15 protein-coding genes are annotated in these 20,105 nt (G+C 67.2%); 5 read left to right on the top strand and 10 right to left on the bottom strand.

Annotated elements, in window-relative coordinates; genetic code table 11:
* Window positions 1-101 precede the first annotated feature (101 nt).
* A complete protein-coding gene (locus ABQJ56_RS02290) occupies window positions 102-2,240 on the bottom strand; it encodes a glucosidase family protein (RefSeq protein ID WP_367843377.1) in 2,139 nt (712 codons plus the stop codon).
* 168 nt (window positions 2,241-2,408) lie between these two features.
* On the opposite strand from ABQJ56_RS02290, the gene ABQJ56_RS02285 reads away from it, so the two are divergent.
* The 4 genes from ABQJ56_RS02285 (at window position 2,409) to kbl (ending at window position 9,394) form a co-directional block, all read left to right on the top strand.
* The gene (locus ABQJ56_RS02285) at window positions 2,409-3,119 is read left to right on the top strand and encodes a hypothetical protein (protein WP_367843375.1); all 711 of its coding nucleotides are present in this window, start codon (window positions 2,409-2,411) and stop codon (window positions 3,117-3,119) included.
* 90 nt (window positions 3,120-3,209) lie between these two features.
* Entirely contained in the window at window positions 3,210-4,244 is a 1,035-nt protein-coding gene (gene tdh / locus ABQJ56_RS02280) for an L-threonine 3-dehydrogenase (RefSeq protein ID WP_367843374.1), read from the top strand.
* Window positions 4,245-4,409: 165 nt separating this feature from the next.
* Window positions 4,410-8,114, top strand: a complete 3,705-nt coding sequence (locus ABQJ56_RS02275; protein WP_367843373.1) for a DUF748 domain-containing protein — start codon at window positions 4,410-4,412, stop codon at window positions 8,112-8,114.
* An 80-nt stretch (window positions 8,115-8,194) separates the two neighbouring features.
* Window positions 8,195-9,394: a glycine C-acetyltransferase gene (kbl, locus tag ABQJ56_RS02270; RefSeq protein WP_367843372.1), complete on the top strand. Its 1,200-nt coding sequence runs from the start codon at window positions 8,195-8,197 to the stop codon at window positions 9,392-9,394.
* 9 nt (window positions 9,395-9,403) lie between these two features.
* Here the strand turns inward: kbl and ABQJ56_RS02265 are convergent, their stop codons facing one another.
* The 4 genes from ABQJ56_RS02265 to ABQJ56_RS02250 all read right to left on the bottom strand — a co-directional run bounded on the left by ABQJ56_RS02265 (window position 9,404) and on the right by ABQJ56_RS02250 (window position 14,424).
* Window positions 9,404-10,153, bottom strand: a complete 750-nt coding sequence (locus ABQJ56_RS02265) for a pseudouridine synthase (RefSeq protein ID WP_367843371.1) — start codon at window positions 10,151-10,153, stop codon at window positions 9,404-9,406.
* Between the two features lie 145 nt (window positions 10,154-10,298).
* The gene (locus ABQJ56_RS02260) at window positions 10,299-11,363 is read right to left on the bottom strand and encodes an OmpA family protein (RefSeq protein ID WP_367843370.1); all 1,065 of its coding nucleotides are present in this window, start codon (window positions 11,361-11,363) and stop codon (window positions 10,299-10,301) included.
* A gap of 354 nt (window positions 11,364-11,717) precedes the next feature.
* Window positions 11,718-12,782, bottom strand: a complete 1,065-nt coding sequence (locus tag ABQJ56_RS02255) for an OmpA family protein (protein WP_367843370.1) — start codon at window positions 12,780-12,782, stop codon at window positions 11,718-11,720.
* 190 nt (window positions 12,783-12,972) lie between these two features.
* Window positions 12,973-14,424, bottom strand: coding sequence for a bifunctional 2-methylcitrate dehydratase/aconitate hydratase (locus ABQJ56_RS02250; protein ID WP_367843369.1), 1,452 nt, complete (start codon window positions 14,422-14,424; stop codon window positions 12,973-12,975).
* Window positions 14,425-14,709: 285 nt separating this feature from the next.
* Here ABQJ56_RS02250 and ABQJ56_RS02245 point away from each other — a divergent pair, with 285 nt between their 5' ends.
* Window positions 14,710-15,381, top strand: coding sequence for a YjbE family putative metal transport protein (locus tag ABQJ56_RS02245; protein ID WP_367843368.1), 672 nt, complete (start codon window positions 14,710-14,712; stop codon window positions 15,379-15,381).
* Window positions 15,382-15,397: 16 nt separating this feature from the next.
* Here ABQJ56_RS02245 and ABQJ56_RS02240 read toward each other — a convergent pair whose 3' ends face one another.
* The 5 genes from ABQJ56_RS02240 to ABQJ56_RS02220 form a co-directional block, all read right to left on the bottom strand.
* Window positions 15,398-16,819, bottom strand: a complete 1,422-nt coding sequence (locus ABQJ56_RS02240; protein WP_367843367.1) for a coiled-coil domain-containing protein — start codon at window positions 16,817-16,819, stop codon at window positions 15,398-15,400.
* A gap of 74 nt (window positions 16,820-16,893) precedes the next feature.
* A complete protein-coding gene (locus tag ABQJ56_RS02235) occupies window positions 16,894-17,754 on the bottom strand; it encodes a hypothetical protein (RefSeq protein ID WP_367843366.1) in 861 nt (286 codons plus the stop codon).
* A 10-nt stretch (window positions 17,755-17,764) separates the two neighbouring features.
* A complete protein-coding gene (locus ABQJ56_RS02230; protein WP_367843365.1) occupies window positions 17,765-18,457 on the bottom strand; it encodes a C39 family peptidase in 693 nt (230 codons plus the stop codon).
* Entirely contained in the window at window positions 18,454-18,807 is a 354-nt protein-coding gene (locus ABQJ56_RS02225) for a hypothetical protein (RefSeq protein ID WP_367843364.1), read from the bottom strand. Before ABQJ56_RS02225 ends, ABQJ56_RS02230 begins: the two co-directional genes overlap by 4 nt.
* Before the next feature lie 138 nt (window positions 18,808-18,945).
* Window positions 18,946-19,701 carry a hypothetical protein gene (locus ABQJ56_RS02220; protein WP_367843363.1) on the bottom strand — a complete coding sequence of 252 codons (756 nt, stop codon included), beginning with the start codon at window positions 19,699-19,701 and terminating at the stop codon, window positions 18,946-18,948.
* Between the last annotated feature and the right edge of the window lie 404 nt (window positions 19,702-20,105).

Raw genomic sequence — 20,105 nt, 5'->3', positions numbered from 1 at the left:
TGGCGATGGGCCGCGGCGACCGCAGCGGCAGGCCGGCACCACACGACAGCCCGGCGGCGAAACGGGGCGCCGCCTCGCCGCCCGCTGCCTTGCGCCAACCGTCAGCGACAGGCCGGCGCGATGTCCGCGGCAGGCGGTGGAATCGCCAGGTACACCGTGCTCCACAACTGCGCGGCGTTGGCCTCGTCCTCGTGCGCGCCGGCCGCGCCGAACGGCTCGACGTGGTAAGCGTCACCGGAGAATGTCCACGACCACAGTTCCGAGTCGCGCATCGACCGGGTGGTGCAGATGCCCTGCCACAGCGTCGCCTGCGCCTTGGCCAGCCGCGTGCGCGTGGCTTGCGGCAGGCCGGCGCGGGCCAACTGGCGACGCAACCCCGCCGCCAGCAGGGCCTGCTGCCAGGACCACACCACGGTGCCGTGATAGGCGTTGCTGCCGAACATGGACCATGCGTCGCGGTTCGCATAGGCCGGGTTGGCCACGACCATGCCCACGCCGGTCATCAGGCCGGCGGGGAACGGCCGCAGCATGTCGTCGACGTAGCGATCCAGCGTCGCCGCGTTCGGCTGGCCGAACAGCAGGTCGAAGCCTTCGTCGGAATGCAGGATCGGCACCGGGCGCCCCTGCGCGTCCAGCGCGATGGCCGGGAACTGCAGGCCCTCGTCCGGCAGGGAAGCCAGCGCGGCGGCAGCGGGCACGCCGGCCTGCGCCGCGTAGGCACGCACCTGCGCCGCTGCCTGCGCGCGGTCCAGGTGCACGGCGAACATGGCCGCGGCAAGGCGTTCCCACGCATCGGCGTGGGCGGCATCGGCGCGCAGGCGCGCGCGCTGGGCCGGCGTGGTGTAGGCGTCCAGCAGGCCGGCGTCGAGGAAGCGGCCGATGGCGCGCAAGGCGGCCGGCACCCAGACCACGTTGACGTCGTAGGGATAGCGCCCGCCGCCGATGCCGGCATTGCTGTCGCGCCACTGCCCCACCTGGCTGCCGGGCTTGAGTCCGATCAGGTTCGCGTACACCGGCTGGCGCGCGAAGGCTTCGCTGCTGGCGGCGACGTACGACAGGTTGCGCACCAGCGCGTCGCCGCGTCGCTGCCCCGGCTCGCCCCCGGCGAGGAAGGCCTGTGCCCCGGCGCGGCCGCGCGCATCGTCCAGCAGCCAGGCCATGGCGACCGGCGCCAGCATGTAGTTGCCGTCGATCATCTGGTAGTCGTAGACCGGCCGGTCGGAGAGCTTGCCCTCCTTCTCCAGGTGGTCCAGCACCGCAAACTCGCCGATGCCCTCCTCGTGCGCCACCTCGCCGTCGGGCGCAAGCCGCGCGAGCACCGAGGCGATGCCGGCGTCCATGGCGGCGGGTTGCAGCACCGGCATCAGCAGGCGCAGCGACATCAGCGTGTCGCGGCCGAAGTAGGTGTCGAAGCGCCAGGAGCCGGCGAGGAACTTCTGCCGGTAGCTGAGGAAGCGCAGCACGTCCTGGCTGCGCGCATCGTTCCGCACGCGGTCGTTGAACAGGTGCGCGAACGGGGTGAGCGGCTGTTCGCCCGTGGCAGCCTCGATGTGCAGGTGCAGCGCTTCGCCGGCATGGTCGGGGCGCAACACGATGCGGCCGTCCTCGCGCCGGAAACGGCCGTTGTCGGTGCTCAGCGACAGCTCGTAGCCCGCCGCGCCGTCCAGCCGCCGGCGCTGCCAGCGTACCGAGCGGTCCGCCACCTGCGGCGCGGCGGCCACCTGCTCGGGATAGACCTGTTCGAGCTGGTAGTCGCGCAGCACGCGGATGCTGCTCAATACCGCATCCTTCACCACCAGCGGCGCGGCGGAGTCCACGCTGGCCTCGGCCACGATGCCGTTCATCGCATGGCCGTCGACCGCGCGCTGCAGCCCCTGCACCTTGTCCAGCGTCCAGCGCACCGGCGTGGCGGTGGGCTCGAACCACACGCCCACGCCGCTGTTGCCGGCCGGAAACGCCACCAGCACGCGGGGATGATCGCCGGAGCTCAACAGCAGGTGCGCGGCGATGTCGCCCTGCTGGTAGAACGCGTTCTCGATGCCTCCCTCGGCGACGCGGAACTGCAGCGGCGGCGCGGCCCCCTGGCTGCGGGCCTGCGCGGCCGCGGCGGGCGCCAGCGCTGCCAGGGCCAGGGCCAACAACAGTGCCGGCCGCAGGCGCAGCAGGGCGCCGAAGCAGTACCTGCGCATGCCCTGCCCGCGCGGCACGGCCCGTACCAGATCCATCGACTGCAAGCGCATGGCCTTTCCCCGGCGAGGTTTCGTTGAAGCCTGCGACCATAGTCATGAAGCCGCCCGCAAGGCAATCTCCTGCCTCCGCGCCGCAGGCCACCCGTCGGAACGGCGCCCGGGGCAACGCCTGCACGGGCAGCACGTCATCGCATTGGCGCCTCGTCCGTTCAGGCAGGCATGTCCACGCCACGCATCCCCGTTTCGCTGCTCATCGGTGCCAGCCTGCTGCTTGCGCCCCTGCAGGCACCGGCCCAGCAAGCCCCCGCGCCAGCCGATTTCAGCGGCCTGTGGCGCATCGACGACCAGGCCAGCGACAACCTGGCGCAGGTCACCGCGAGCTTGCGCATGGAACTCAGGCGCGAACAGTCGCCCACCGTGGCGCCGGCCGGTTCCTCGTCGAGCGGCACGACGCCGCAGTCGGGCAACCGCGGCGGCAGGCACGGTGGAGGGATGGGCGGCGGCCACATGGGTGGCGGCGGCATGGGTGGTGGCCATGGCCGTGGCGGCAGGCGCGCCGGCGCATCATCGGGCGATGCATCCAGCGGCAGCGACGACCTGCTGCACCCGCCGCCGATGCTCGACAACGATGCCGTCCTGGTCGTGCAGCAGGACGCGCAGGCCTTGCAGGCCCGGCTTGAGAACGGCGAACAGTTGGCCGTGCGCCTCGACGGCAACCACCAGCAGACGCTCAACGGCAGCGCCGTCGCGCGCAGGGAAGCCGGCGGCGGGGACCTGCAGTTCAGCCTGCAATTCGACGACGGCAGCCGGATCGACGAGACCTGGTCGCGCTCCGCCGACGGCCGCACGCTGCAAGTCACCGAACGCTGGCAGCCCGGCTTCCTGCAGCGTCCGGTGGTGTTCCGTCGCGTCTACCAGCGCGTCGATTGAGCGCGCTGCGGCACGCAACGGCTGGCCGTCGCGGCAAGGATCTATAATTGGCGCTTTCCCCGCCCGTTCGGGCCAGCCATTGGATTCCCCATGCCGCAGACGATGAAAGCCCTGGTCAAGCGCAAGCCCGAGCAGGGCATCTGGATGGAAGAGGTGCCGGTGCCCGAGGTCGGGCCGAACGAGGTGCTGATCAAGCTGGAGAAGACCGCGATCTGCGGCACCGACCTGCACATCTACAAGTGGGACGAGTGGAGCCAGCGCACGATCAAGCCGGGCCTCACCATCGGCCACGAGTTCGTCGGCCGCATCGTGGAGATCGGCCCCGGCGTCACCGGCTACAAGGTCGGCGACCGCGTCTCGGCCGAGGGCCACATCGTCTGCGGCCACTGCCGCAACTGCCGCGCCGGCCGCCAGCACCTGTGCCCGAACACCATCGGCATCGGCGTGAACCGCAACGGCGCGTTCGCCGAGTACATGACCATGCCGGCCTCCAACCTGTGGCCGATCCCCGACCAGATCCCGTCCGAGCTGGCTGCCTTCTTCGACCCCTACGGCAACGCCGCGCACTGCGCGCTGGAGTTCGACCTGATCGGCGAGGACGTGCTGATCACCGGCGCCGGCCCGATCGGCATCATCGCCGCCGGCATCGCCAAGCACGTGGGCGCGCGCAACGTGGTGGTCACCGACGTCAACGACTACCGCCTGAAGCTGGCGGCCGACATGGGCGCCACCCGCGTGGTGAACGTGGCGAACCAGTCGCTGAAGGACGTGATGAAGGATCTGCACATGGAGGGCTTCGACGTGGGCCTGGAAATGAGCGGCAACCCGCGCGCCTTCAACGACATGCTCGACTGCATGTACCACGGCGGCAAGGTCGCCCTGCTCGGCATCCTGCCCAAGGGCGCCGGCATCGACTGGGACCGCGTGATCTTCAAGGGCCTCACCCTGCAGGGCATCTACGGCCGCCGCATGTACGAGACCTGGTACAAGATGACCCAGATGGTGCTCACCGGCTTCCCGCTGCAGAAGGTGCTCACCCACCAGATCCACATCGACGACTTCCAGAAGGGCTTCGACCTGATGGACGCCGGCAAGTGCGGCAAGGTGGTCTGTTCCTGGAACTGAGCGCCTCCTGTCTCGGCGCGGACGCCTTCACGGGAAATCCGCGCTGAGCGTTCGGCCGCCCTTGTACACTCCGGACTTGGGCGGCCGACAGAATCGCCGGGATTGTGAAGGTGCGGGGCGCGAGGGCCAAGCACGGTCGGCACGCGATGTCATGGGAGCATCGTGATGACAGGCCTTTTCAGCCATCCACGGTTGGCCGCGGGACGCGACCGCGCCCTCGCCGTCTACCGCTCGCACCGCACGCGCAAGATCGCCCTGATCGTCGCGATCTTGCTGATCGTGTTCGGCCTGCTCGGTTTCTTCGCGGCGCCTCCCGTCATCCGCGGGCAGATCGAGCAGCGTGCCTCGGCCGCGCTGCAGCGTCCGGTCAGCGTGGGCGCCGTGCACCTGAATCCGTACACGCTGCGGCTGGAGCTGGATCGGCTGCACATCGCCGACCGCGACGGCAAGTCGGACTTCGTCGACATCGACCAGGTCGTCGTCAATGCGTCCTGGGCCTCGCTGTTCCGCATGGCGCCGGTGCTGGACGGGCTGACCCTGCAGCGCCCGCGCATCCGCATCGTGCGCACGGGCGAGCAGCGCTTCAACTTCAGCGACATCATCGACCGCATCGACGCGACGCCGGCCGATCCCAAGGCGTCGCCTGCCCGCTTCGCGCTCTCCAACATCAGCGTGCACGACGGCGACATCCAGTTCGCCGACGAGGTGCTGAAGACCAGCCATCACGTGACCCACCTGGAACTGGGCATCCCGTTCATCGCCAACCTGCCCAGCGACACCGACGTGTTCGTGCAGCCATTGCTGTCGCTGGAAGTGGACGGCAGCCCGCTGCACATGGAAGGCCACACCCGGCCTTTCGCCGACAATCGCGAGTCGACCATCGGTTTCCGGCTCGACCACCTCGACCTGGCGCGCTACATCGCCTACGCACCCACCACCCTGCCGGTCGCGATCCCCAGGGGTCTGCTCAGCGGCGATCTCACCCTGCATTTCGTACAGGCCAGGCCCACGCCGCAGCTGCAGCTCACCGGCAGACTGCAGCTGGACGACTTCGTCCTCGACAGCAGCCACGGCCAGCCGATCCTGAGCCTGGGCAAGGGCACCGCGGACCTCTCCGACGTGCAGCCGCTGCAATCGCGTTACGCGCTGGCCGCACTTGCGCTCGACAACGCGCAGCTCGATTACACCGCCGGCGCCGACGGCCACAGCAACTTCGATACGCTGACGGCGACGCCGGCGAAGCCGGCCACCGGCGCGAAAACCCAGCCGACCGACCTGCGCATCGCCTCGCTGACGCTGGCCGGCAGCGGCATCCACTACAGCGATGCCAGCGGCAGCAAGATCGACCTGACCCACCTGCACGGCAGCATCCAGGGCCTGAGCATGCTGGCCGCCCCGCCGGCCAGGCTGGACATGGGGGCGCAGCTCTTCGGCGGCCAGCTTGCTCTGAAGGGCAGCCTGGATCTCGCCAGGAGCACGCTCGCCACCGCGCTGAACCTGCAGCAGGTCGGGCTGGCACCGCTGCAGGCGGCCATCTCCCCGGGACTGGCGGCACACGTGGCCAAGGGCAAGCTGGAGGCCACCGGCCAGCTCAAGCTGGACTGGGGCAAGCCGTTCAACGTGCACCTGGCCGGCGCGCATGCCACGGTCAGCGACTTCGCGCTGCAACCCCGCTCCAGGGGGCGCGGTTCGCCGCTGGCATGGAACAGCCTCGATGCGGAGATCGACCAGGTCGACCTGGCAACACAGCAGGCGCGGCTGGGTACGCTCAAGGCGGCGGGCCTGGAGCTGGACGTGGAGCGCTACCGCAACCGGCACATCAACCTGGTCGAGCTGTTCGCCGGCAACGGGGCGCGGGCGAAGAAGACCACCGCGAACGCGCCGCCGTGGCACTGGAGCATCGCGCACCTGGCCTTCGACAAGTCCGCGATCGCCTTTACGGACTTCGCCGCCGGCGCCAAGCCGGTGAAGATCAAGATCGATGCGCTCAGCGGCGGCCTCGACGGCGTGAGCGACAAGCTCGACAAGCCCAGCGCCGTGAAGCTGGCGGGTACCGTCGGCAAGGGCAGCTTCACCGCCAGCGGCCGGGTACAGCCACTGCCGACGCTGGCCGACCTCCGGCTCGACACCCGGCACCTGGACATCGCCCGCTTCGAGCCCTACATCAGCGTGCCGCTGAACGTGACCATTTCCAGCGCACGCATCAGCAGCAAGGGCCGGCTGCACTACGACGGGCGCCACGCCGAACCGAGGATGACCTACCGGGGCAATGCGGCGCTCGAGCGGGTACGCGTCCAGGACAAGCTCACCGGCGACGACTTCCTGCGCTGGCGCACGCTGAGCGCTGACCGGCTCGACGTGTCCTACGGCATCGGCGCGCCGCGCATGCATGTGGGCAGCCTGGTGCTCAGCTCGTTCTATGCGCGCATGATCGTCAACGCGAACGGCACGCTGAACCTGTCGGAGGTGGAGGCCAATCCCGCCGCGGCGCCGGTTTCGGTGACCCGTGCCGCCAACGAGCAGCCCGCGGGCGCGTCCGTGCCGGCGCCGGCCGTCTCCGCGCCGCCACCGGCGCCCAAGCCTGCCGCCAGCGCGACGGCGACGACAGGAATCGCTGCCGCCGCACCTGCATCGGCCGCTTCCGCCGCGGCTCCCGCCGCCGACATCCACATCGGCGGCATCACCCTCGTCAACGGCCAGCTCAACTACACCGACAACTTCATCAAGCCCAACTACACCGCCAACCTCACCAAGCTCACCGGCAAGATCGGTGCCTTCGGCACCAAGCCGGGCGATCCGCCGGCCGACCTGTCGGTGCAGGCGGCGGTGAACGACAACTCGCCGGTCGACATCGACGGCACCATCAACCCGCTGCAGCCGGTGGCCTTCCTCGACATCAAGGGCAAGGCCGACGAGGTGGAGCTGACCGGCCTGAGCGCCTATTCCACCAAGTACACCGGCTACCCGATCACGGCGGGCAAGCTGACGGTGGATGTCCGCTACATGCTGGACCAGCGCAAGCTCAACGCCGACAACCACATCTTCATCACCCAGCTGACCTTCGGCAACCGCGACGAAAGTCCCGGCATCAGGCATCTTCCGGTGAAGCTCGCGGTGGCGCTGCTGAAGGACACGCAGGGCAACATCGACGTGAACGTGCCGGTGTCCGGTTCGCTGGACGATCCGCAGTTCAGCCTGGGCAGCCTGATCTGGCATGCCATCGGCAACCTCATCGCCAGGGCCGCCACGGCGCCGTTCCGCCTGCTGGGCGCGGCCTTCGGTGGCAGCAACCACGAGGATCTTGGCTACGTGGAGTTCGCTCCCGGTTCCGCCGTACTGGACAAGAACGCGCAGGAACGGCTGGGCAAGATCGTCGCCATGCTCAGGCAGAAGACCACGCTGGATCTCGACATCACCGGCCGCGTCGATCCGTCCAAGGACCAGGACGGGCTGCGCAAGGTCACGGTGGACAACCTGGTGCGCCGCGCAAAGCTGCTCGACCAGGCGGGCAAGCACGCCGACACTTCGGACACCGCGCTCGCCGCGGTCAATATCACGCCGGACGAGTCCGACAAGTACCTCAAGCGCGCGTACAAGGAGGACGACTTCAAGGGCAAGCCGAAGAATTTCATCGGCCTCAAGAAATCGCTCGCGCCCGACGAGATGCGCAGCCTGATGGAAACCAACGTCCCGGTCGACGAGGCCGCCATGCGCGCGCTGGCGCAGCGTCGCGCCGCCGCGGTGCAGGCGTGGCTGAAGGGCAAGCTGGACGACAAGCGCGTCTCGCTCAAGGCGCCCAGGCTCGATGCCAAGGGCATCACCGACAAGGGCAAGACCACGCGCGTGGAGTTCGGCTTGCACCAGGGATGAGCGCGCCAGGATCCCGCGCTTCCTTCCCAGCCGGAGCACCAGGGATCAAAATAGGCTTTTGACCCAGCGGAAACCCCACCATGAGCTACCCCGGCCAGGCGCGCTACGCCAGCGAACTCGAATCCATCCGCGAACAGGGCCTGTTCAAGGCCGAACGCGTCATCACCTCGCCGCAGTCGGCCGAGATCGAGCTGGAAGGCGGCCGCAAGGTACTGAACTTCTGCGCGAACAACTACCTGGGCCTGGCCGACCATCCGGAGGTCATCAAGGCCGCCAAGGAGGCGCTGGACACCCACGGCTTCGGCATGGCCTCGGTGCGCTTCATCTGCGGCACGCAGGACCTGCACAAGCAGCTGGAGAGGAAGATCGCCGACTTCTTCGGTACCCAGGACACCATCCTCTACGCCGCCTGCTTCGACGCCAACGGCGGCCTGTACGAGCCGCTGCTGGGCGAGGAGGATGCGGTGATCTCCGACGCGCTCAACCACGCCTCGATCATCGACGGCATCCGCCTGTGCAAGGCCAAGCGCTACCGCTACGCCAACAGCGACATGGCCGACCTGGAGAAGCAGCTGCAGGCCGCGGACGCGGCCGGCGCGCGCACCAAGCTGATCTCGACCGACGGCGCGTTCTCGATGGACGGCTTCATCGCCAAGCTGGACCAGATCACCGCGCTGGCCGCGAAGTACCATGCGCTGGTGCACATCGACGAATGCCACTGCACCGGTTTCCTCGGCGAGACCGGCCGCGGCTCGGCCGAGGTCAACGGCGTGATGGACAGGATCGACCTCTTCACCGGCACGCTGGGCAAGGCGCTGGGCGGCGCACTGGGCGGCTTCACCACCGGCCGCGCCGAGATGATCGAGATGCTGCGCCAGCGCTCGCGGCCGTACCTGTTCTCCAACTCGCTGCCACCGCACGTGGTGGCGGCCGCGATCAAGGTGTTCGACATGCTGGAAGCGGCTGGCGACCTGCGCGCGAAGGTGCAGGAGAACACCCGCCATTTCCGCGAGGGCATGACGCGGGCCGGCTTTGACATCAAGCCGGGCGTGCATCCCATCGTGCCGGTGATGATCTACGATGCGAAGAAGGCGCAGGCGATGGCATCGGCGCTGCTCGACGAGGGCATCTACGTCACCGGCTTCTTCTATCCGGTGGTGCCGCAGGGCCAGGCGCGCATCCGCACCCAGATGAGCGCGGCGCACACCCGCGAGCACCTGGACCGCGCGATCGCGGCGTTCACCAAGGTGGGCAAGCAGCTGGGCGTGATCGGCGGCTGAAGTCGCCGGTCAGCGCCGGCGAAGTTGCGCCACCTCGCTCGCATCGAGGTGGCGCCACTGCCCCTTGGCGAGGTCGCCCAGCACCAGCGGCCCGATGGCCACGCGTACCAGCCGCAGCACGTCGGTGCCCAACGCCGCCAGCAGGCGGCGGATATGCCGGTTGCGGCCCTCGTCCAGCACCACTTCCAGCCAGGCATTCTTCTCGCCGGCGCGCAACAGCGCGACCCTTCGGGCCTTGAGCAGGTCTGCCCCTTCACGAATACCGGCCTGCATCGCAGCCAACACCGCTGCATCCGGCTGGCCAGCCACCTGTACGTGATAAGTCTTGTCCAGATGCGTGCTCGGCTCGGTGATGCCCGCAGCCCAGGCGCTGTCGTTGCTGAGCAGCAGCAGGCCTTCACTGGCCTTGTCCAATCGCCCCACCGGTCCCAGCCACGGCAGGCCGGCATCGCGCAGCAGGTCGTAGACCGTGTCGCGGCCACGCTCGTCGGCCGCGCTCACCACGATGCCGCGCGGCTTGTTCAGCGCGAGGTAGATGCGCCGTGCCGCCATCACGGCGACGCCATCCAGGCTGAGCTGCTGGCGATCCGCCTCGACCGGGTATTCGGGATCGCGCACCACGCGGCCATCCACGCCCACGCGTCCCGCGCGCACCGCGGCCTCGGCCTGACTGCGCGAGCACACGCCCAGCTTGCTCAGCACGCGGGCAACGCCATGGCGTTTGCCGCCTTGTGTTCCGGATGGTCGTGCAGGAGGCATCAAGCAAACCTCGATGGCGTCGGGGCAACCCCTTTTGCAACCATCCATGATCGCGAGAATCAAACGGGTGACCGTCCGTGGCCGCCCCATTCACGAAAAAGCCCGGCATGCGCCGGGCTTTTTCGTAACACTGCGACCCGTCCGATTACTGCTGGACCTGCAGCTCCACGCGACGGTTCTGCGCACGACCCGCGTCCGTGGCGTTGTCGCCGATCGGGTTGTCCGCACCGTGGCCGATCGGACCTTCCAGACGGCTCGCGTCCACGCCGTGGCTGGTCAGGTAGTCGTACACGATCTGTGCACGACGCTCCGACAGCGCCTGGTTGTACGCCGGCTTGCCCTTCGAGTCGGTGTAGCCCGCCACCGTCACGTGCACGTCCGGATAGCGCTTCAGCGTATCCACCGCCTGGTCCAGGATCGCCACCGAGTCCGACGTCGGCACGGCCAGCGCCTTGTCGATTTCCGAAGCGTGCACGTGGCCCTTCTTCGGATAGTCGAACTTGAAGTTCACGCCACGCAGGTCGATCACCACCTTCTGTGGCGCCGGCGCTTCTGCCGGCGGCGGCGGGGGCGGCGGCGGCGGTGCCACCGGAGCCGGAGCAGCCGGCACCGCGCCGAAGCGCGACACGATGCTCAGGCCCAGGAACCAGTCGCCGTAACCGCTCTTGGTGGTCTGGCTCTTGTCGTCCCAGTCGTAACGGTAGCCACCTTCCACGCGAATGTCGGAGCTGTCGGTGATCGACTTCGACAGACCCAGGCCCAGCTCGGCCGCCGGCGCCCAGTCGCTGTCCACCGGGTTCTTGTGATGGCTGCCCATCACGGCACCCAGCAGGTACGGACGCCACGAACCATTCGTGAAGTACCAGCGTGCGGCTACGCCCACGTTGTTGCTCGCCCACGTCCCGGCATTGTGGTCGATGTCGCGCTTCGTGCGGTCGGCGAACAGGTCCAGCGACAGATTCGGCGTGAAGAACTTGCCCACGGCCAGGCCGTAGTAGATCTGACGGCTGTTCGTGTTGCGGTCCGTGTCGTTGAAATAACCGCCGATGGTCGGCGCGATGTACCAGCGGTCATCGAACCCGTTCGGCCACGCCGGAGCGGCCGCACTGTCGCTGCTGCCGGCGCTCGCCGCCGTGTTGTCCTGCGCGTGGGCGGCACCTACGCCGCCCAAGGCCAGGGCAACCATGAAATAAAGGCCCTTGTGTTTCATCAGGTCTCTCCTCGTCAATTTGGTCTTCGCGTCCGTTACACGCCAAACGGGCACTGCATGGCGTTGCTTTTAACGTCTTCAACGGCTTGTAACGCCTTATCTGCCTGGCGCTCGTACTCAGCAACCGGGAACGAGTGTAGCAAAATCGTTAAACGCCGCACACGGGATCAAAACAGCTTTTGCACTACTCGGTACACTATCGTTCAGGGTCGGCGTCGGGTCTTTTCCCTACTCCTGTCCACGTGTATTTTTTGTATTGGGCAATGTCGACCTGATCGAGTCGATCCGCATTGCCCCATTCACGAAAAAGCCCGGCATGCGCCGGGCTTTTTCGTAACACTGCGACCCGTCCGATTACTGCTGGACCTGCAGCTCCACGCGACGGTTCTGCGCACGACCCGCGTCCGTGGCGTTGTCGCCGATCGGGTTGTCCGCACCGTGGCCGATCGGACCTTCCAGACGGCTCGCGTCCACGCCGTGGCTGGTCAGGTAGTCGTACACGATCTGTGCACGACGCTCCGACAGCGCCTGGTTGTACGCCGGCTTGCCCTTCGAGTCGGTGTAGCCCGCCACCGTCACGTGCACGTCCGGATAGCGCTTCAGCGTATCCACCGCCTGGTCCAGGATCGCCACCGAGTCCGACGTCGGCACGGCCAGCGCCTTGTCGATTTCCGAAGCGTGCACGTGGCCCTTCTTCGGATAGTCGAACTTGAAGTTCACGCCACGCAGGTCGATCACCACCTTCTGTGGCGCCGGCGCTTCTGCCGGCGGCGGCGGGGGCGGCGGCGGCGGTGCCACCGGAGCCGGAGCAGCCGGCACCGCGCCGAAGCGCGACACGATGCTCAGGCCCAGGAACCAGTCGCCGTAACCGCTCTTGGTGGTCTGGCTCTTGTCGTCCCAGTCGTAACGGTAGCCACCTTCCACGCGAATGTCGGAGCTGTCGGTGATCGACTTCGACAGACCCAGGCCCAGCTCGGCCGCCGGCGCCCAGTCGCTGTCCACCGGGTTCTTGTGATGGCTGCCCATCACGGCACCCAGCAGGTACGGACGCCACGAACCATTCGTGAAGTACCAGCGTGCGGCTACGCCCACGTTGTTGCTCGCCCACGTCCCGGCATTGTGGTCGATGTCGCGCTTCGTGCGGTCGGCGAACAGGTCCAGCGACAGATTCGGCGTGAAGAACTTGCCCACGGCCAGGCCGTAGTAGATCTGACGGCTGTTCGTGTTGCGGTCCGTGTCGTTGAAATAACCGCCGATGGTCGGCGCGATGTACCAGCGGTCATCGAACCCGTTCGGCCACGCCGGAGCGGCCGCACTGTCGCTGCTGCCGGCGCTCGCCGCCGTGTTGTCCTGCGCGTGGGCGGCACCTACGCCGCCCAAGGCCAGGGCAACCATGAAATAAAGGCCCTTGTGTTTCATCAAGTCTCTCCCTTTTCGTTATTGAAACAGTCGCATCCGCTTTTGTCCTGATGCGGCACCCTTGCGTGAGCCCGGTCGGCTCATTACGGCTTTACACAAAACTAACACATCGGGAATATCGGGACAATTCGTGACAACCGATGCTGTTGGGCGGCATGCGGCTTCGGCAAGCATTGCCGCCGAGGTGTATTCAGAGCGCGAACAAACCGAGGAATTGCTGGATCGGCATGGCATCCAGTTTCGCCGGATCGCGGGTGGCTTCCAGGATCGCCTTGACCTTGTGTGCCGGCAGGTGGCCGCGCATGGCTGCCTCGAACTTCTTCAGCAGCACGGGGATGCCCTCGGCACGACGCTTGCGGTGGCCGATCGGGTAATCGATGGAAACCTTTTCGGTCGACGTGCCGTCCTTGAAGAACACTTGCACCGAATTGCCGATGTAGCGCTTCTCGGGGTCGAAGTAGTCCCTGGTGAACTGCGGGTTCTCGCTCACCGTCATCTTCTCGCGCAGCGCGTCGATGCGCGGGTCGGCGGCCACGTCGTCGTTGTAGTCGTCGGCGGTGAGGCGGCCGAAGATCAGCGGCACGGCGACCATGTACTGGATGCAGTGGTCGCGATCGGCATAGTTGGCCAGCGGGCCGGTCTTGTCGATGATGCGGCAACCGGCTTCCTGGGTCTCGATCACCACCCTCTCGACCTGGTCCAGCCTGCCGGCGACCTGGCCGTGCAGCTGCATCGCGCACTCCACCGCGGTCTGCGCGTGGAACTCGGCCGGGAAACTGATCTTGAACAGCACGTTCTCCATCACGTAGCTGCCAAACGGGCGCTCGAACTCGAACGCGTTGCCCTTGAACGCCACGTCGTAGAAGCCCCAGGTCTTCGCCGACAACGCGGAGGGATAGCCCGCCACGCCGCGGTACACCGCATTGATGGCATGCGTGACGGCGCGACGGCAGGCGTCGCCGGCGGCCCAGCTCTTGCGCGGCCCGGTGTTCGGCGCGTGGCGGTAGGTGCGCAGCGCGCCGTTGTCGATCCAGCTGTGCGACACGGCGGTGGTGATCTGCTCCTTGTTGCCGCCCAGCATGTGCGTGGCCACCGCGGTGGAGGCGAGGCGCACCAGGATCACGTGGTCCTGGCCCACGCGGTTGAAGCTGTTCTTCAGCGCGTAGCAACCCTGGATCTCGTGGGCCTTGATCGCATAGCCCAGCACGTCGCGCACGGTCGGCGCCTGGCCGCCTTCGCGCTCGGCCTTGCGGCCCAGCCAGTCGCCCACGGCGAGGACGGTGCCGAGGTTGTCGGACGGATGGCCCCACTCGGCGGCCAGCCAGGTGTCGTTGAAATCCAGCCAGCGGATCTGCGTGCCGATCGCGAACGCGGCCTGCACCGGATCCAGCTCGTGGCTGGTGCCCGGCACGCGGGCGCCGCCGGGCAGCGCGGCGCCCGGCACCACCGGACCGAGGTGCTTCACGCACTCGGGGAACTTCATCGCCATCATCGCGGTGGCCAGCGAGTCCAGCAGCATGTAGCGCGCGGTGTCGTAGGCTTCCTTCGACTCGATCCGGTAGTCGGCCACGTAGTTGGCGATGTCGACCATCGGCTGGTCGGGATCGGGGCGGACGGCGGAACGGATGTCGTGGGCGCTCATGGCGGATCTCGCGGCGAGGGAAAACGCCCATTGTATCCGGCCCGTGCCGCCAGCAGGAACGCGGCGTGCTTGACCCCTGCCCGGACCGCCATGAGAATGGCCGGACTACCACCCAAGGGGGAGTAGTTCCGGATGCGCTCATGCATCCGTGCGGTGTTCGTCAACACGAGCGATGCCTCGCTCCGGACACCGTGGCGACCGATGTCGCGAACGAGACTTTTGCGGTGACGACGGTTTTGCGCGCGTCCGTCGTCGCTGCATGCGCTCGGCGCGTCGGACCATTGCATGGAATCCCTCACCAGCTTTCTCTCCGGCCTGTCCACCATCGTCCTGCTCGACCTGGTGCTGGCCGGCGACAACGCCATCGTGATCGCGCTGGCTGCGCGCAAGCTGCCCGGGCCGCTGCAGAAGAAAGCCGTGTTCTGGGGCAGCTTCGGTGCCGTCGCCGTGCGCATCGCACTTACCGCCATCGTGGTCTGGCTGCTGAAGCTGCCGGGCCTGATGCTTGCCGGCGGCCTCCTGCTGCTGCCGATCGCCTTGAAGCTGCTGAAGCAGGACGAAGCAGCGCACGACGTCGCCGCCGCCGACGGCTTCTGGGCCGCGCTGCGCACCATCATCGTCGCCGACGCGCTGATGGGGCTGGACAACGTGCTGGCGATCGCCGGCGCGTCGCACGGCGACCTGCTGCTGGTGGTGCTTGGCCTGGCCATCAGCGTGCCGCTGGTGGTGTGGGGCTCGACCCTGATCCTGAAGCTGATCGAGCGCTTTCCCGTCATCGTCTACCTCGGCGCCGGCGCGATCGCCTGGACATCGGCGCGCATGATCGCGCATGACCATCTGTGGTCGGCCTGGTTCACGGCGCATGCCTGGGTCAAATACCTGCTCGATGCGATGCTGGTGCTTGGCGTCTGCGGCGACGGCTGGCTGCTGCAACGCCGGCGTCGAGCCCCGGCGTGACCGATGGTTGCTCGTCTCAGTACGCCATCGGCACGCGCACCGTCATCAGCACGTCGGGCGTATCGCGGGTCACGCCTACGCCGAGCGTGAAATTCAGGGTCCGCTTGGGATCGACGCGGTAGGAACCACCCACCAGCAGCGAGCCCAGCCAGATCTTGGTCGAGCCCGGCACCTTGGAACCGGCTTCGCGCGTCACGCCGATGAAGCTCTGGTCGTAGCCCAGGCTCAACGACACCTTGTCGTTCATCGCGAAGCCGACGCCGATGCTCGCATCGGCGACGTTGCCCACCTTCACGTTGCCGATGAATTCCTTGCCCACCACGAGGTTCTCGGACACGTTGTGCCGTTCGAAGTTGTACATGTAGCTGAGGTTGCCGAAGATCACCACCGGATCGGAGGGCAGCAGCCAGGTGAGGCCGGGCTGCAGGGAATAGAAGCCCGAGCCGGTCGGCAGCTCCAGCGGCAGGCCCGTGCCGGTGGCATTCTCGACGCAGCGCGTCTGGCAGTCGGTCCTCACTTCGAACGGATCTTCGCCGGTGCGGGACTTGAAGCGGAGCCAGCCGATGTAATACGGCTTGTCCGCACCACCGTCGTTGAACTGGTAGCGCGCGGTGGCCTCGATGTCGCCGATGCCGCTGCCGCTGGAGCTCAGCACGTTGTTCGTCGCCGTGCCGGTGAATACCTCGCGGCTGACGATGTTGCTGCCCTCCCAGACATAAGGCACGCGCACCTCGAGTTCGAGGCGATTGGTAAGGCCATAGCGCCCGGTCAACGTCACGGTATGGCTGGTGGTCCGCACCGTGCGGATGTCGATCAGGCCGATCAGGATGGCCGGGATGACGGTGTAACCCACCAGATCGACCTGGTTGGCGGCGGAATAGCCGAACTGGTACGAGGGCTCCAGCACGAAGCTGTGCCTTGGGGTCAACACGCCGGGCTGGTTGGAAATGGGCGCCACTTCCGGCGGACGGGTGTCTTTCGGCGGAGCCTGCCCGACTTCGGGCGGATTGGCGGCCGTCACCGTTTGCGCGGCGGATGCGGCCGGCATGGGCTGCGTCGGCGAACTCGCCCCCGCCGCCTGCAGGTTGCCGCCACGCTGCCGATCCAGCTCGCGCATGCCGACCGCGTGGCGCAGCGATGCATAGTCGGCCGCCTGCTGGGCCAGCTGCTGGCGCATCAGCTTGAGCTGCGCCACCTGTGCATCGATCTGCCTGCGCATCGCGTCGATCTGCGCATCCTGTTGCTGCAGTCGCTGGCGTATCGTCGCGGAAGACACGGCCGGTGCAGGCGCGGCGGGCAAGGCCGGCGCGGAATCGCCATGCCCCGCCTCGGCGGGCGCCGCGGGTGGCGAGACCTCCTGCGCGCCCGCCCATCCGCCGAACACCATCAGTCCGGCGCAGCTGGCTGCGCATGCCCATTGTCGACGTTTGCGTTCCATTTCAGCTCCTTGTCAAACCGATCTGGGAGACCTGGGCATCACCAGACGCGCGCACGCAGCAGTCGCACGACGGTTCAGTGCCCGAGCGAAAGCAGTTGCGCCGACTGCAGGGTGTTCTGCAGGTTCATCTGGCGCAGCGCCTGCAACGTGTTCACCGAAACGTTGAGCGTGGTCAAAGTCTGTATGGACTGGTTGTTCAAGGTGTTCTGCACGACCTGCGCCAGGGCGCCACCCTGCGCGAGTGCGGATGCGGCGGCGGCAGCGCTGCTCATGGTGTTCCGGGTTGCCGCCGACGTGACGTTGATCGAGCCTGGCGCAGGCGCGCCAAGCGCCTCCGGCGGCGCATCCATGACCGGGGTGATGGTGCTCTGCTGATTCGGGACGTATGCGCCGCTGCCGCCATTCGACGTGCCTGGCCTGGTGGCCACCGCGGCAACGGGCGCTTGCGAGGCCGGCATGGGATTGGCCGACTTGCCGGTCGAGCCGGGAGCGGGCGTGGCCGGCGCCTTGCCGGAAGCGACACTGTTGCCCGGCCCGTTCTGCACGAGGTTCAGGCCGTCGAGTGTCGATGCCAGGGCAGCGGCCTGCTGCTGGGTGATCTTGCTGATATCCGGGATATTGATGTTCGTGGACATCACCAGGAGGCCATTGATGTAGGTCTCCTCCTGGAGGCCGAACGAGGCCACCAATCCGCTGCCAAGATCGAAGCCGCCCCGCACGTGGTCGAGGCTGGCATCGCTGGTCGGTTGCCCGAGGCCGGGGATATCGGGCCCCGCCTGGTCCGCGGGCGGCGCCTCCACCGACTGCCGCGCCTGGACACCGGCATTGCCCGCATCAGCGCCGGGCATGGCGTGGGCGACGCCTGCACTGCCGAGCAGGCACAAGGGCAGCACGACTTGCAGGCTCGTTCTTGAATTCGGATTCTTGTGTTGCATCACCATCACCTCAGTACTGCCCGGGCCCGAACTTCGGCATGGTGGTGTAATCCATCAAGCGTCGGTCGATGCCCATGCCCAGCGGCGCCAAAGGCGCCGCGCGCCAATCGCTGACCAGGTTGAAGTGCGCGAGATCGCGCCGGTTGTGAATCACGAACAGCAACTTGTCCTTCCACAGTTTTTCGAATCGGTCCCGCGGGATCGAACGCGTACCCAGGGCGGGGTCGCCCACCAGTACGCGGCCACCCAGCAGGCCCTTGACGACGACGAAGTGGTGGTAGCGGTTTTCCTCGATCAGCACGATCGCCGGCAGGTGTTCCTGCACAAGCTTGTCCAGCGGCAGGCGGAAGCCGTCCGCCTCGAAGCCGAGGGTCTGCAGGTAGTCCTTGATGTCCAGCAGGGAAAAACCTTCCTTGTTGATCTTGGCGCGGTCGCCGTGCGCGTACATCTGCGCGAATGCCATCTGCTCGGTGACCGGATAGCCGTACTGGTAGGTCAGCAGGGTGGCCACGGCGGCAGACCCGCAACTGAAGTCGTACTTCTGCCGGATGGTGTTCCTGAATTTGGCCTCCTTGAGGGTGGTCAGATGCAGCGTGTAGGTCGAGCCCGTGCCGTTGTTGATCTCCACCGAACCGGCAAGCAGGCCGGCAGGCCAGGCCAGCGCCAGCATGATCGCGAGCGGCGGCAGCCACCTCCTGCTCATGGCTTGAACTGCACGTTGACGATGACGCCACTCTGGATCAGCACGTTGTTGCCGGTGTTCTGGATGACCGTCGGCAGCCCGACCGCACCGCTGAAGGCGCCGGAACTGACCGAGTTCGAGCCGGTATCCACCTGCGTCGCACTGTTGCCCGTCACGACACCGCTGAGGTTCTGGATGTTGCTGGTGTTCGTGCCACCGCTGGAATGTTCCAGCGTGTCGGTGCTCACGACCGGACCGAGGCCGTCAACACATCGGCGCGCGGCTGCGCTTGCCTGCGCGCAGCCTTCGGCATGCGGCGCCATCGTGCCGGCGGCGGAACCAGCCGGCGGATTCGCGGCAAATGCCGCCATCGGTACCATCAGCAGACAGCACCCGATCCAACCCTTTGACGGGGACATGACCCACCTCCCATGGCGTTCGGCTCGTTTGCAACAACTCCCGTCCGGCACGGCGAGGCGTTTCGCCTCGCCGTGCCAGTCCGTCGTCACTCAGTGGCCTACGCTCAGGTTGGCTTGAACCGTCACGCCCTGCTGGATCAGCGAAGAAGCGCCGCTGTTCTGGGCAATCGTGGTGATGCCAGCCGCGCCGGCGGCTACGCTGCTCATGCTGTTCGCCATGTCGAAGGAACCGGCGTCAGCCGCAGCGGTGCCACCGTTGCCGCCGCTGCCACCCGCGCCACCCATGTTGGAGCCACCGGTGTCGTTGCCGCCGTTCCCGCCGGTGGCGGCGGAGCTGCCGCTGTCGCCGCTGAACAGGCCGCTGGTGTCACCGCTCCTGGAGTGCGCGTTGCCGCCAGCACTGTTGGCGTTGGCGCCCCGGGCATCACCACCGCTGCCGCCGTGCGAGCCGCTGGCATTGCCCCAGTTCCCGGCCCGGTTGCCGATGCCGAACACCACGTTGTCCGAAACCGCGCCGTCCAGCTCGGTCTTGCCTACCGCGACGCTCTTGTTGAACGAATCGCTGACCGAGCTGCTCGCGGAACTGCTGTTGTTCGCCGTGGCATTGCCGAGGCCGAGGCTGCTGGCATCGCCGCTGTTGTTGCGGTCGTTGCCACTGGCATCGACGTTCTTGGTCTTGGTGACGGTCTTGGTGTGCGTGCTTGCATTGACGAAATTCAGGTTCGCCGAGTTGTTGTTGTTGTGGCTGTTGTCATTGCCATTGTTGTAGTTGTGATCGGCCATTGCCGGAACCGCCATGGCCAAACCGACCGCGGCCAATGCCGTGACTATGAGTGTCTTGCGCATGATTCGCTCTCCTTAGAAATGCCTGATCAGGCCCGTGCATCATCAATTCCGGTGAATGCCGGAACCGCTTGCCTGCAGCGCCAGACCCCGCCGCCATGCTCCGGCACGCGCCGGGTTGCGGTTCTGCTCGGGAATCCCCTGGTTGACTTGGGCCATCCCGCCTAGTCTTGCGTGTGCAGCAAGCTGAACTGGCAAAGGGAATGCCAAACGAGCACGCGGATGGAATTTCTTTTCAATCAAGAAGTTGAAATCAACGCATCGACAACGCCGCATCGATTCGCCGCATGCACTGTTCCGGAAGCGTTACAGCGGGCGGCAGGCGGGAATGGCCGAGGCATCCCCCGGCGCGCCGCGACAAGGCTTTGGCCGCCAGCCCGGTGACGCGGGAATCTGTATCAGACCTG

Source organism: Rhodanobacter geophilus (assembly GCF_040812275.1).
GTDB lineage: Bacteria > Pseudomonadota > Gammaproteobacteria > Xanthomonadales > Rhodanobacteraceae > Rhodanobacter_A > Rhodanobacter_A geophilus.
This window is presented reverse-complemented; position numbering and strand designations above follow the sequence as displayed.